13 protein-coding genes are annotated in these 13740 nt (G+C 59.7%); 5 read left to right on the top strand and 8 right to left on the bottom strand.

Annotated features, from left to right (window positions below):
• Positions 1–80: 80 nt before the first annotated feature.
• Positions 81–773, top strand: coding sequence for a helix-turn-helix transcriptional regulator (locus AU074_RS30910; RefSeq protein ID WP_076017936.1), 693 nt, complete (start codon positions 81–83; stop codon positions 771–773).
• Here the strand turns inward: AU074_RS30910 and AU074_RS30905 are convergent.
• Entirely contained in the window at positions 770–1723 is a 954-nt protein-coding gene (locus AU074_RS30905; protein WP_008430770.1) for an adenosine deaminase, read from the bottom strand. The genes AU074_RS30910 and AU074_RS30905 overlap by 4 nt on opposite strands.
• Positions 1724–1917: 194 nt before the next feature.
• On the opposite strand from AU074_RS30905, the gene AU074_RS30900 reads away from it, so the two are divergent.
• On the top strand, positions 1918–3006 hold the full coding sequence (locus tag AU074_RS30900) for a calcium:proton antiporter (RefSeq protein WP_076017935.1): 1089 nt from the start codon (positions 1918–1920) through the stop codon (positions 3004–3006).
• Positions 3007–3161: 155 nt separating this feature from the next.
• On the opposite strand, the gene AU074_RS30895 is transcribed toward AU074_RS30900, so the two are convergent.
• From AU074_RS30895 to AU074_RS30885, 3 genes are all read right to left on the bottom strand, one after another.
• Positions 3162–4520: an 8-oxoguanine deaminase gene (locus tag AU074_RS30895; RefSeq protein ID WP_076017934.1), complete on the bottom strand. Its 1359-nt coding sequence runs from the start codon at positions 4518–4520 to the stop codon at positions 3162–3164.
• A gap of 145 nt (positions 4521–4665) precedes the next feature.
• Complete coding sequence (locus tag AU074_RS30890; protein WP_076017933.1) at positions 4666–5352, bottom strand: SDR family oxidoreductase; 687 nt, start codon at positions 5350–5352, stop codon at positions 4666–4668.
• Between the two features lie 26 nt (positions 5353–5378).
• Positions 5379–5729, bottom strand: a complete 351-nt coding sequence (locus tag AU074_RS30885; RefSeq protein WP_076017932.1) for a MerR family transcriptional regulator — start codon at positions 5727–5729, stop codon at positions 5379–5381.
• 83 nt (positions 5730–5812) lie between these two features.
• On the opposite strand from AU074_RS30885, the gene AU074_RS30880 reads away from it, so the two are divergent.
• Positions 5813–6205: a hypothetical protein gene (locus tag AU074_RS30880; RefSeq protein ID WP_076017931.1), complete on the top strand. Its 393-nt coding sequence runs from the start codon at positions 5813–5815 to the stop codon at positions 6203–6205.
• A gap of 302 nt (positions 6206–6507) precedes the next feature.
• Here AU074_RS30880 and AU074_RS30875 read toward each other — a convergent pair whose 3' ends face one another.
• The 4 genes from AU074_RS30875 to AU074_RS30860 form a co-directional block, all read right to left on the bottom strand.
• Positions 6508–7089, bottom strand: coding sequence for a YigZ family protein (locus AU074_RS30875; RefSeq protein ID WP_076017930.1), 582 nt, complete (start codon positions 7087–7089; stop codon positions 6508–6510).
• 12 nt (positions 7090–7101) lie between these two features.
• A complete protein-coding gene (locus tag AU074_RS30870; protein ID WP_003211175.1) occupies positions 7102–7761 on the bottom strand; it encodes a TetR/AcrR family transcriptional regulator in 660 nt (219 codons plus the stop codon).
• A gap of 87 nt (positions 7762–7848) precedes the next feature.
• Positions 7849–9243 carry a uracil-xanthine permease family protein gene (locus AU074_RS30865; protein WP_076017929.1) on the bottom strand — a complete coding sequence of 465 codons (1395 nt, stop codon included), beginning with the start codon at positions 9241–9243 and terminating at the stop codon, positions 7849–7851.
• Positions 9244–9329: 86 nt separating this feature from the next.
• On the bottom strand, positions 9330–10250 hold the full coding sequence (locus AU074_RS30860) for a LysR family transcriptional regulator (RefSeq protein ID WP_010174131.1): 921 nt from the start codon (positions 10248–10250) through the stop codon (positions 9330–9332).
• Between the two features lie 126 nt (positions 10251–10376).
• On the opposite strand from AU074_RS30860, the gene AU074_RS30855 reads away from it, so the two are divergent.
• Both AU074_RS30855 and AU074_RS30850 read left to right on the top strand, forming a co-directional pair.
• The gene (locus tag AU074_RS30855) at positions 10377–11726 is read left to right on the top strand and encodes an aspartate aminotransferase family protein (protein ID WP_008430786.1); all 1350 of its coding nucleotides are present in this window, start codon (positions 10377–10379) and stop codon (positions 11724–11726) included.
• Between the two features lie 39 nt (positions 11727–11765).
• Positions 11766–13259: a CoA-acylating methylmalonate-semialdehyde dehydrogenase gene (locus tag AU074_RS30850; protein WP_076017928.1), complete on the top strand. Its 1494-nt coding sequence runs from the start codon at positions 11766–11768 to the stop codon at positions 13257–13259.
• Positions 13260–13740: the final 481 nt, after the last annotated feature.

The raw sequence follows: 13740 nt of genomic DNA, 5'->3' as shown, positions 1-13740 counted from the left end.
CACGGAACCCGGCGTTTTCACGCTTATACTTTTCCGCGAACTGCAGCAGACGAATGATTCAACAGGGAGTGAATGAGCACATGGAACAGGCACCTTGCATCAGTCAGATCGCCAACCTGCTGGCCGACCCGAAACGCACCGCGATGGTCTGGGCGTTGATGGACGGCTCGGCTAAACCTTGCGATGAATTGGCTACGTTGGCGGGGCTGTCGTCGGCCTCGGCGAATGCTCATCTGACACGTTTGACGGCCGGCGGGCTGTTGCGCGTCGAGGCCCGTAGCGGCAAACGCTTTTTCCGTATGGCCGCCGCCGACGTGGGCGCCGCCGTGGATGCCCTGGCCTGCACCACCATGGCCAGCGTTGCACGCAGTACGCCCACCCATTCCCAGTCACTGATTGCGCCTCTCGCTTTGCGGCGGGCCAGGCTCTGCCATGGCCACCTGGGCGGCGAACTGGCGGCGGGTTTGTATCAACGGATGATGGCAGCAGGGTGGATCGAACGTGCGGAGCAGCGCACTGAAGTGACACCGCTGGGGGCGCGCAAACTCGCTGCGCTGGGGATTTTTACCCAGGCACTGGTTCAGCCGGTCGTGTGTGATTGTTTTGATTGGAGCGAACAGCAGCCGCACCTGGGCGGTGCGTTGGGGGTCGCGCTATTGCAACTGTGTTTGCAGTCGAACTGGGTCAGTGTGATCAATGAGTCTCAGGTGCTGCAGGTCAGTGAAGCCGGGCAAATGGAAATTGCCCGGCTCGCCAGACCGGTCGTTGGTTAAGGCTTGACCAACCGTGCATCCAGGCTGTTTTGCGCCAGGCGCTTGGCCTGATCCTGGGTCATGCCCAGGGAGGTGTACAGCGCATGGAAGTTCTCGGTGACATAACCGCCGAAGTACGCCGGGTCATCCGAGTTCACCGTGACCTTCACCCCACGCTCAAGCATGTCGAGGATGTTGTGCTGGGACATGTCGTCAAACACGCAGAGCTTGGTGTTGGACAGCGGGCACACCGTCAGCGGGATCTGCTCGTCGATGATCCGCTGCATCAGGCGTTCGTCTTCAATGGCGCGTACACCATGGTCGATACGCTGGATTTTCAGCAGGTCGATGGCTTCCCAGATGTACTCCGGCGGGCCTTCTTCACCGGCGTGGGCGACGGTCAGGAAACCTTCGTGACGGGCACGGTCGAACACGCGCTGGAACTTGCTCGGCGGGTGACCCATTTCCGAACTGTCCAAGCCCACGGCAACAAACGCATCACGGAATGGCAGCGCCTGGTCGAGGGTTTTTTCGGCTTCTTCTTCGCTCAGGTGGCGCAGGAAGCTGAGGATCAAACCACTGGTGATACCCAGTTGCTGCTCGCCGTCTTTCAACGCGGCGGCGATGCCATTGAGCACCACTTCGAACGGCACGCCACGGTCGGTGTGGGTCTGCGGGTCGAAGAACGGCTCGGTGTGGATCACGTTCTGCGCCTTGCAGCGCAGCAGGTAGGCCCAGGTCAGGTCGTAGAAGTCCTGGGAGGTGCGCAATACATCGGCGCCTTTGTAGTAGAGGTCGAGAAACTCCTGCAGGTTGTTGAAGGCGTAGGCCTTGCGCAGGGTTTCGACGTCGTTCCACGGCAGCGCGATTTTGTTGCGTTCGGCCAGGGCGAACAGCAGCTCAGGCTCCAGCGAGCCTTCCAGGTGCAGGTGCAATTCAGCCTTGGGCAGGGCGTTGAGCCAATCGTACATTTATAAATTCTCATCAGGTGCAATGGCGGCATTCTACAGGCGCACGCCGAAATAATCGGCAAAACCTGACCAAGCGGTAAGCATCCGCGAACGTCGTGCAAGCGATGCGTGAACTAAGGTGTAACGAAACGTTAGCGGCGCGGTGCAGTCTGTACCCCATCAATGACGGATTCGCCGCGTTCAAAAGGCCTGCAATGCTCACATCTATCAAGCAAGAAAAATTCATGCTGTTGGCGCTGATTGCCGCCATCGCCGCTTATCCGCTGGAGCACTGGATGCTGCACAGCGGGCAGATAGTGGCGCTGCTCGGCGGCATAGCGCTGATCGGTTTTATCGTCGTAGCCTCGATGCGCGTGGCGCATCACGCCGAGCAACTGGCGGAAAAGGTTGGCGATCCCTACGGCACCATGATCCTGACCCTTGCCGCCGTGTTGGTGGAAGTGGTGATCCTGGCGATCATGATGAGTAACGAGCCGTCGCCGACCCTGGTGCGCGACACCATTTATTCGGCAGTGATGCTCGACATCAACGGCATCCTCGGCCTGGCGGCGCTGATGGGCGGGATCAAGCATGGCGAGCAGTCCTATAACGACGATTCGGCGCGGACCTACAGTGTGATGATCCTTACCGCCATGGGTGTGTCGATGGTGGTGCCGGAATTTATCCCCGAAGCCGACTGGAAAATTTACTCGGCCTTCACCATTGGCGCGATGGTGGTGCTGTACACGTTGTTCCTGCGGATGCAGGTGGGGCCTCACAGTTATTTCTTCAGCTACAGCTACCCGGAAAAACGCCGCAGGAAACAGCCGGAAGAAGAGTCGCCGCCGATTAACCTGGCGTTCTCTGTCGGGACTTTGGTGTTTGGCGTGATCGTGATTGGTGCGTTGGCCGAGGTGATGTCCAAGACCCTCGACCTGGGCCTGGAAGGAACCGGTGCCCCGCCGGTGATCACGGCGATCATCGTGGCCGCGATTTCCGCTGCGCCGGAGATTTTGACCGCGTTGCGCGCAGCACTGGCCAACCGCATGCAGTCGGTGGTGAACATCGCGCTGGGTGCGTCGCTGTCGACAGTGATCCTGACGGTGCCGGTGATGGAAGCGATGGCCCTTTACACCGGCCAGCCGTTTCAGATGGCGATGACGCCGGTGCAGACGGTGATGGTGTTTATCACGCTGATTGTCAGTGCGATCAACCTCAACGATGGCGAAACCAACGCCATCGAAGGGATGACCCATTTTGTGTTGTTTGCGACGTTTATCATGTTGTCGCTGTTGGGGTTGTAACCGATCCTCAAAACACCGCAGAAATAATTGTGGGAACCGGGCTTGTGTGGGAGCGGGCTTGCTCGCGAATACGGAGTGTCAGTCGCCAGATATATTGACTGACCCAACGCTTTCGCGAGCAAGCCCGCTCCCACATTTTGAGGGTGTTTCTTCAGTTAAGTCCGGTTGATCAGTTCCCGTGCCGCCTGGCTGTGATCGGCAATCAAACCTTTCAGATCCAGGCCCTCAACCTGCCCGTCGATCACCCGCCATTTGCCCCCGACCATCACCCGGTCCGCCCGGTCGGCGCCGCACAGCAGCAGTGCCGAAATCGGGTCATGGCTGCCGGAAAAGCGCAGTTCATCCAGTTTGAACAACGCCAGGTCGGCCTGTTTGCCTACGGCCAGTTCGCCGATATCGCTGCGGCCGAGTAACTGTGCCGAGCCTTTCGTTGCCCAACCCAGCACCAGCTCCGGGGTGATTTTCTCCGCCCCGTATCGCAGGCGCTGGATGTACAGGGCCTGGCGCGTTTCCAGGATCATGTTCGACGCATCATTGGACGCCGAACCGTCCACGCCCAGGCCAATCGGTGCGCCGGCGGCGAGCAGGTCGAGGGTCGGACAAATCCCGGATGCCAGGCGCATGTTGGAACTCGGGCAATGGCAGATCCCCGTTCCGGCCGCACCGAGGCGTGCGATTTCTTCCGGGTTGAAGTGAATCCCATGGGCCAGCCACGTACGCGGGCCGAGCCAGCCGACGCTGTCGAGGTAATCCACAGTGCGCAGGCCGAAACGCTGCAGGCAGAAGTCTTCTTCATCGAGGGTTTCTGCAAGGTGCGTGTGCAGGCGCACGTCGAGGTTGTTGGCCAGTTCGGCGCTGGCTTCCATGATTTCCGGGGTGACGGAAAACGGCGAGCAGGGCGCCAGGGCGATCTGGATTTGCGCGCCGTCGCCGCGCTCGTGGTACTGGCGGATCAGACGGCGGCTGTCTTCCAGAATCACTTCGCCCTGTTGCACGGTTTGCTGCGGTGGCAGCCCGCCGTCGGCCTCGCCCAGGCTCATTGAGCCGCGGGTGAGCATGGCGCGCATGCCCAGTTCACGCACGCTGTCGACTTGTATGTCGATCGCGTTTTCAAGGCCTTCCGGGAACAGGTAGTGGTGGTCTGCCGCCGTGGTGCAGCCGGAGAGCAGCAGTTCAGCCAAAGCCACTTTGCTCGCCAGGGCGAGTTTTTCCGGGGTGAGTCGGGCCCAGACCGGGTACAGGGTTTTTAACCAGGGAAAGAGCGGCTGGTTAACCACCGGTGCCCAGGCACGGGTCAGGGTTTGATAGAAGTGATGGTGGGTGTTGATCAGCCCCGGAAGGACGACATGCTCACGGGCATCGAAGACTTGTCCGCAGGGCACGGCGGGCTCTTGTCCCCAGCCCAGCACTTCGGTGATCACACCGTCTTGCAGCACCAGGCCACCACGGGCGTCGAGGCCATTGGCAGTGAAAATCGCGAGGGGGTTTTTTAACCAGATACGGGTCGCAGGCATTGGCCGGCTCCTCTGAATGATGGGTTCAGGTTTGCCAGCTCAGTGTTGCCCTGTCTGCTGATCCAGGGTCGCCGGGAAGGGCGAGGTGCGCAGTTTACGTGTGGATCGTTATCGGCGGCAATCGGCCGATAACGATCGCGGTTTTTTACCAGGCGATGGTCTCGCCTTTGTAGTCCACAAAGTGATGGCCGCCCTTGCCGCTGTAGGCATTTACCTGATCGATCAGGCCGCGCACGCTGGTGGGCACGTCGATGTGCGCGTTTTCGCCGCCCATGTCGGTTTTCACCCAGCCTGGGTGCAAGGAAAGCACGGTCAATTTCTGATCACCCAACTGGGTAACGAAACTGTTGGTCATGGAGTTGAGAGCGGCCTTGCTGGCCTTGTACAGGGCCAGGTCCGAGCCGTCGGGGATGGTCACGCTGCCGAGGATCGAACTCATGAAGGCCAGCACGCCAGTATCCGGGCGGATCTGCCCGACAAAACGCTGGGCCAGGTTGATCGGCGCCACGGCATTGGTGAAGAACAGTTGGCCGACCTCAGCCAGGGTAGCGTGGCCCGGTTCCTGATTGGCCGGGCCTTTGACGCCGGCGTTGACGAACAGCAGGTCGAAGGTTTTTGCCTTGAGGCGCTGGCTCAGGGCGATCACGGCCTGTTGGTCATCCATGTCGAGCTTTTCGATCTGCACCGGGCCAAGGGCTTTCAAGGCATCGGCCTTTTGCGGATCGCGCACGGTGGCGGTCACGTCCCAGCCGTCCGCCAGCAGTTGCTTGGCCAGGCCAAGGCCCAGGCCCCGGGAGGCGCCGATAATCAGTGCGGTTTTTGAAGTGGACATGAATGGCTTCCTTTGACGGTGGAGGTTCACGGGTTCAGTGGACAACGCTGGCCGAGCCTTTGCTGCAACTCCTGGCGCAGTTGGTCGAGTTCGGCGATGCGGGTTTCGATCAGGTTGAGCTTGTCTTGCAACAGTTGAGTGACGGCGCTGTCGGGATCTGGAGCTTGCCATAGTGCGCCGACGCTGTTGCCGATTTCAGCCAGGCTGAAGCCCAGGCGCTGGGCGGTCTTGATGTACAGCACCAACTGCACCATGTCGGCGGGATAGTCGCGGTAGCCGTTGGCACTGCGTTGCGCGGCAATCAACCCGCGTTGCTCGTAGAAGCGCAGGGTGTCGCGGCTGACCTGGCTGGCCTGGGCTAATTCGCCGATACGCATGCGGAGGGCTCGAAGGGGCTTGACCCTGGAGCATACTCCAGGCTTTAGCGTGCTGGCTTCTTGAATTGAAGGAGCTTGCTGCTATGTGGACTGCACACCAATACCGTCAACTGGTTCGGGCCAGCGGTTGGTACGATTTGATCGTCACCGCGGCGCTGGTCACCCCCTGGACCTTTGTTCTGCTGCATAACGCTTTGGTGGCGTTGAATCTGCCCGGCGAACTGCCGCCGTTCGCGCCTGTGCATATGTTGATGGCCAACCTGATGGGCTCGATTGTGTGCGTGTGGTCGGTGCTGCGAATCCGTGATCCCCAAGCGATATTCGGCCGCTATGACGCCGCCGGCCGGGTGTTATTTGCGACTTGGCAGATTTACGCGCTGGCCCACGGCGCAAGTGTGGTGTTGGTAATTGTCGTGGTGTTTGAAGTGCTGTGGGCGGTGGCGCAGTTGATGCCGGTACGCCAGGCAGAAAATTGATCAAAAAACGCTCAGTTGCGCCGGGGCGTTGCGGGCTCTGCTGCCGGCTCACTCTTGCACGGGTTATCCACAGGTTGCTCCACAGTAATTGTTCGCAAGCGTGATCGGTGGATATAAGCGCTGCGACCCTTTGTTCTAAAGGACATAACCCGCCTAACTGACTGTTTTTGAGCCGGATTAATACTTTAGTGTGACGGGCTGAGCAAAAACTGAACAACCGGCTGAAAGCCTTGTGACAGAAGGGTTACAGGCGAGTGTGCTCAGGTTATCCACAGGCGGGTGCACAGTAGATGTGGGCAGTTTCAGCGCTCCAGTAGAATGCGCCCGCGGCTCAGGTCGGCGAGCTGGGTTTGCAGGGTGTCAATATGGGCTTCGCCGAGGGCCAGTTGCAGGTCGACGCCATTGGCGGTGAAGACTTCTTCAACCACCAGCCCGCCCAGTTCGGCCACTCGCAGTTTCACCAACTGCAGCTCGGCAAAACCACAGGAGCAACTCAGCGGCACACGTTTGATCAACTCGACGCGTTCGGCGGCTTGCAGGCATTTGTTGGCGCCGCCGCCATAGGCCCGGGCCAGGCCGCCGGTGCCCAACTGGATGCCGCCGTACCAACGGATCACCAGCACTACGACTTGGTCGCAATCCTGCGCTTCGATCGCGGCCAGGATCGGGCGCCCGGCCGTGCCGCCGGGCTCGCCGTCATCGTTACTGCGGTATTGATCGCCGAGTTTCCAGGCCCAGCAGTTGTGCGTAGCGTTCAGGTCGCTGTGCTGGTCGATGAAGGCCTGGGCGTCCTGGGGGCTGCTGATGGGGGCGGCGAGGGTAATGAAGCGGCTTTTGCGAATTTCTTCGCGAAACTCGCAAAAGCCGGTAAGCGTGAAAGGCATGGGTAACTTCGTTTAGAGGGCCGGCTTGATGCCACAGCCTTTGAGAATGATGTGGATAAGGTTGGTGCCGGCGTCTTCCATGTCCTGCTTGGTCAGCTTGGTGCGCCCGGTCACGCGGCAGATCTGCGTGGCGAAGTCGGCATAATGCTGGGTGCTGCCCCACAGCAGGAAGATCAGGTGCACGGGGTCGATGGGGTCCATCTTGCCTGCGTCGATCCAGGCCTGGAACACCGCCGCACGGCCGCTGAACCAGGCGCGGTAGTCCTGGCTGAAATATTCGGTCAGGCATTCGCCGCCACTGATGATCTCCATCGCAAAGATCCGCGAGGCTTGTGGCTGGCGCCGGGAGAATTCCATCTTGGTGCGGATGTAGCGGGTCAGGGCCGCGGCCGGGTCATCCTCGGCGGTCAGGGTGTTGAAGGTGCTGTCCCAGAGTTCGAGGATGTTGCTGAGCACGGCAATGTACAGGCCCAGCTTGTTGGTGAAGTAGTAGTGCAAGTTGGCTTTCGGCAACCCGGCACTCGCCGCGATGGTGTTCATGCTGGTGCCTTTGTAGCCATGACGGGCGAACTCGTCTTCGGCGGCCTGCAGAATCGCTTGTTCGTTCTTTTGCCGAATGCGGCTTGCAGGTTTTCCGGCGTGGTTGCTGTGGGCAGGAACTTCGAGGCTCATGGAGGTTTCCGTGCAGATCGATGAATACGACGTGTGCACAGATAACCCACCCTCAAGCCCCAGACAAGTCCCGATACGATAAAACCGTCAAAGCGGCTCCAGAGTGTCGCTTTCCAGGGCCTGGTTTGCGGCATTCGCGGTGGCCTTGGGTTCGGGCAACAACAGGCACAACACAATGGCGGTCAGGCCGCCGCTGGTGATGGCGGAGTCGAACAGGTTTTGCACCAGCGTTGGCATCAGGTGCAGCAGGTTTGGCTGGGCGGCGATCCCCAGGCCGACGCCGAACGAGGTGGCGATGATCAGCATGCTGCGTCGGTCCAGCGGTGCCTGGGCGAGGATGCGCACCCCGGCGGCGGCGACGCTGCCGAACATCACCAGGGTTGCCCCGCCGAGTACCGGTTTGGGGATTTGTTGCAGCACCGCGCCAATCAGCGGAAACAGCCCGAGACAAAACAGCACGACGCCGATGTACAGGCCAACGTAACGGCTGGCGACGCCGGTCAGTTGGATCACGCCGTTGTTCTGGGCGAAGGTCGTGTTGGGAAAGGCGCTGAAGGTAGCGGCGATCATGCAACTGATACCGTCCCCCAGCACGCCGCCCTTGAGCCTGCTTATATAGGAAGGGCCGCTGATGGGTTGGCGGGCGATCATGCAATTGGCGGTGAGGTCGCCGACGGTTTCGATGGTGCTGATCAGATAAATCAGCGCCACCGGTAGGAAAGCGCTCCAGTCGAAGTTGAAACCGAAATGGAACGGTGTAGGCAGGCTAATCAATGGCAGGTCAGGCAGGGCCTGCGGCACCAGTTTGCCGCTGAACCAGGCGGCGAGGCTGCCCAAAGCCAGGCCGATGATGATGGCGCTGAGGCGTACCCATGGGGTGTTCGAGCGGTTGAGCAGGATGATGGTCATTACCACGAACACACCGAGTGCCAGGTTGGTCGGGGCGCCGAAGTCCGGGGCGTTGAAGCCGCCGCCCAAGTCGGTGATGCCGACCTTGATCAGGCTGATGCCAATCAGGGTGATGACAATGCCGGTGACCAAGGGCGTGATCACTCTTCTCAGTTGGCCGATAAAGCGGCTCAACACCACCTGCACTGCCGCGCCGAAGAAGCACACGCCAAAGATCATCGCCAGGATGTCTTCCGGGCTTCCGCCGCGTTGTTTGACCAGGAAACCTGCCGACAACACCGCACCGAGAAACGCGAAGCTGGTGCCTTGCAGGCAGATCATCCCGGCGCCAATCCCAAATGGCCTACGCGCCTGGATGAATGTGCCTACACCAGAAACCATCAACGCCATGCTGATCAGGTAGGGCAGGTGGGCGGTGAGACCGAGGGTGGAACCGATGATCAGCGGTGGAGTAATGATGCCGACAAAGGCGGCTAATACATGCTGCAACGCGGCAAGCAATGCAGGCAAAGGTTTGGGCCGATCGTTGAGGCCGTAGATCAGGTCGCTGGGGTTTTCGGATTCTGGCGGCATGGTGGGGAGCTCATGGCTGATGGTTCGAGATCCCCTTGCCTTGCAAAAAGCTGTCCAGTTGCTCAGGTTTTTCTGTAAGGCCCGTGTTAGCGCGTTGCGGCCAGACTTTCGAGAAAACTTTCCAGCACCAAATGAGGGCGACGGCCCTTGCGCGTGACCGAAGCGAGGCTCAAATCGTAAAAACGTGTAGCCGGTTTCAGCGCACGCAGTCGGCCTTGTTGTACCCACAGGCTGGCGTAGTGGTCGGGCAGGTAGCCGATGTAGCGGCCGGTCAGGATCAGGAAGGCCATGCCTTCGCGGTCCGAGGCGCTGGCGGTGCAATTGAGTGCCTGGTAGTGCGCCTGGATATCGGCGGGCAGGCGGAAGGTCGGGGCGATGGCGTCCTGGCTGTTGATGCGTTCGTCGTCCAGTTGCTTGTCGTCGGCGTAAAACAGCGGGTGGCCGACTGCGCAGTAGAGCAGCGAGCGTTCGCTGTACAGCGGCTGGTATTCAAGCCCCGACAGGGCGCTGGCCTGGGGGACTACGCCGACGTGCAGGCGACCGTCGAGCACCCCTTGTTCGACTTCATTGGGGGCGATCATGCGGATCTGGATCTGTACGTCCGGGCCGCGCTCCTTCAACTGTGCCAAGGCGTGGGTGATGCGCATGTGGGGCAGGGTGACCAGATTGTCGGTCAGGCCGATGATCAGTTCGCCACGCAAGTGTTGGTGCAGGCCGTTGACCTCGGTGCGGAAACTTTCCAGGGCGCTGAGCAGTTGCAACGCCGACTGGTATACCTCGCGTCCTTCTTCGGTCAGGGAAAAACCCGCACGCCCGCGTTGGCACAAGCGTAGGCCAAGGCGCTGTTCAAGATCACTCATTTGCTGGCTGATGGCCGAGCGACCAATCCCCAGAACGGTTTCCGCCGCCGAGAAGCCACCGCACTCCACCACGCTGCGAAAGATGCGCAACAGGCGGATATCGAAGTCGCTGACTTGGGCCAGAGGGTCGGGTCGACGGCTGCTCATAGTTTAGTGAAGGCCTGACTGAAGGTTAGAAGAGTTGGGTTTCACAGACTTTATCCCCGTGGCAATTTAGCTGCAACAACGCTTTTCAAATCCCGACGCTGCCTTATGCCTTGCGAGGTTTTGCTCATGAACATGCCCGAAAACGCTCCGTCCACCCTGGCCAGCCAACTGAAGCTGGACGCGCACTGGATGCCGTACACCGCCAACCGCAACTTCCATCGTGACCCGCGCCTGATTGTGGCGGCCGAAGGCAGCTGGTTGACCGATGACAAGGGGCGCAAGGTGTATGACTCGCTGTCGGGTCTGTGGACCTGCGGCGCCGGGCACACTCGCAAGGAAATCCAGGAAGCGGTCTCCAAGCAGTTGGGGACGTTGGACTACTCGCCGGGCTTCCAATACGGTCATCCGTTGTCGTTCCAACTGGCAGAAAAGATTACCGACCTTACCCCGGGCAACCTGAACCACGTGTTCTTCACCGACTCCGGCTCCGAGTGTGCCGATACCGCCGTGAAGATGGTGCGTGCGTACTGGCGCCTGAAGGGCCAGGCGACCAAGACCAAGATGATCGGCCGTGCCCGTGGTTATCACGGTGTGAACATCGCCGGTACCAGCCTGGGCGGCGTGAACGGCAACCGTAAGATTTTTGGTCAGGGCCTGATGGATGTTGACCATCTGCCTCACACCCTGTTGGCGAGCAATGCGTTCTCCCGTGGCATGCCGGAGTTGGGCGGTATTGCCTTGGCGGATGAGCTGCTCAAGCTGATCGAGTTGCACGATGCGTCGAACATCGCCGCGGTATTTGTTGAACCGATGGCGGGTTCCGCTGGCGTGCTGGTTCCGCCGCAGGGTTACCTGAAGCGTCTGCGCGAGATCTGCGATCAACACAACATCCTGTTGGTGTTCGACGAAGTGATCACCGGCTTCGGTCGTACCGGTTCGATGTTTGGTGCCGACAGTTTCGGTGTGACCCCGGACCTGATGTGCATTGCCAAGCAAGTCACCAACGGCGCGATCCCGATGGGCGCTGTGATTGCCAGCACCGAGATTTATCAGACGTTCATGAATCAGGCGACGCCTGAGTACGCGGTGGAATTCCCACACGGCTACACCTACTCGGCTCACCCGGTGGCGTGCGCGGCCGGCCTGGCGGCACTCGACCTGCTGCAGAAGGAAAACCTGGTGCAGAGCGTGGCCGAAGTCGCACCGCATTTCGAAAATGCATTGCACGGCCTGAAGGGCAGCAAGAACGTGATCGACATTCGTAACTACGGCCTGGCCGGTGCGATCCAGATTGCGCCGCGTGACGGTGATGCGATTGTGCGTCCATTCGAGGCCGGCATGGCCTTGTGGAAAGCCGGCTTCTACGTGCGCTTTGGCGGCGACACCTTGCAGTTCGGGCCAACCTTCAACAGCAAGCCGCAGGACCTGGATCGCTTGTTCGATGCGGTCGGCGAAGTGCTGAACAAGATCGACTGATTTCTCCTTCTATATAGAACAACTTTTCAGGAGCCCTGCATGAGCCTCATCCAGCATTTGATCAACGGCCAACTGGTGACCGAGAACGGTCGCACGGCTGACGTGTACAACCCGTCGACTGGCCAGGTGATTCACCAGGTGCCATTGGCCAGCCGCGAAACCATTCAAACTGCCATCGACTCGGCCAAGGCTGCGTTCCCGGCCTGGCGCAACACGCCACCGGCCAAGCGTGCCCAGGTGATGTTCCGTTTCAAGCAGTTGCTGGAGCAGAACGAAGCGCGCATCTCCCAGTTGATCAGCGAAGAGCATGGCAAGACTCTGGAGGATGCGGCGGGCGAACTGAAGCGCGGGATCGAGAACGTGGAGTACGCATGCTCGGCGCCGGAGATCCTCAAGGGTGAGTACAGCCGTAACGTTGGCCCGAACATTGACGCATGGTCTGACTTCCAGCCGTTGGGTGTGGTGGCCGGTATCACGCCGTTCAACTTTCCGGCGATGGTGCCGTTGTGGATGTATCCGCTGGCGATCGTCTGCGGTAACTGCTTCATCCTCAAGCCGTCGGAGCGTGATCCAAGCTCGACGCTGCTGATTGCACAACTGTTGCAGGAAGCGGGCTTGCCTAAAGGCGTGCTGAGTGTGGTACACGGCGACAAAGGCGCGGTGGATGCGCTGATTGAAGCGCCGGAAGTCAAAGCATTGAGCTTTGTGGGTTCGACACCGATTGCCGAGTACATCTATTCCGAAGCGACCAAGCGCGGCAAGCGTGTGCAGGCGTTGGGCGGGGCGAAGAACCATGCGGTGCTGATGCCGGATGCGGATCTGGACAACGCGGTCAGTGCCTTGATGGGCGCGGCGTATGGTTCGTGCGGTGAGCGTTGCATGGCGATCTCTGTTGCCGTGTGTGTTGGCGACCAGGTAGCGGATGCGTTGATTGCCAAGTTGGTGCCGCAGATCAAGGCGCTGAAGATCGGTGCGGGCACTACCTGTGGCTTGGACATGGGGCCGCTGGTTTCCGGTCAGGCGCGGGAAAAGGTCAGCGGCTATATAGAAGACGGCGTTTCTTCGGGGGCCGAACTGGTAGTCGATGGTCGTGGCTTGAGTGTTGCCGGTCATGAAGACGGCTTCTTCCTGGGTGGCTGCCTGTTTGATCGCGTGACGCCTGAGATGCGCATCTATAAAGAAGAAATCTTCGGGCCGGTGTTGTGCGTTGTTCGGGTGAATAGCCTGGAAGCGGCCATGCAGCTGATCAACGATCACGAGTACGGCAACGGTACCTGCATCTTCACCCGTGACGGTGAAGCGGCGCGGTTGTTCTGTGACGAGATTGAAGTAGGCATGGTTGGCGTCAACGTGCCGCTGCCAGTGCCGGTGGCGTATCACAGCTTTGGTGGCTGGAAGCGTTCGCTGTTTGGCGACTTGCATGCTTATGGGCCGGATGGGGTGCGTTTCTACACCCGTCGCAAGGCGATTACCCAGCGCTGGCCGCAACGGGCCAGTCATGAAGCGTCGCAGTTTGCCTTTCCTAGCTTGTAGGTTCGGTAATTAGAAGGCCGGCCCCTTGGGGCCGGCCTTTGCTTTTCAGGGCTTTTTTGACCGATATGACAGTATTGTGAAAAAAGGTGTTGACGGCAGATTCTGGAAGTCTATAATTCGCCCCACTTCCGGCGCAGTCGAAACGGAAAACTCCTTGGTAAACAAAGAGTTATGTAGGTTTCGACAGCGAGCTGCTTCAGATCATCGAAGCCCAGAAGGAGTTAGTAAGGCGGTGTTGTTTGGCCCTATTAACGGTTCGATCTTCTCGGTCGAAAGCGGAGAAAAAGAGGTGTTGACAGCAGCGTGTAACGCTGTAGAATTCGCCTCCCGCTAACGAGAGATCGGAAGCGCAAGTGGTTGAAGTTACAAAGGAAACTTTGAAAGCTTCTTAAAAAAACCGCTTGACAGCAACAGAGGCTGCTGTAGAATGCGCGCCTCGGTTGAGACGAAAGATCTTAACCAACCGCTCTTTAACAACTGA

This window comes from Pseudomonas sp. ATCC PTA-122608, from assembly GCF_001952855.1.
Classification (GTDB): domain Bacteria; phylum Pseudomonadota; class Gammaproteobacteria; order Pseudomonadales; family Pseudomonadaceae; genus Aquipseudomonas.
Note: the sequence above shows the minus strand (reverse complement) of the source record. Positions and strands in the feature narration are given on the sequence as shown.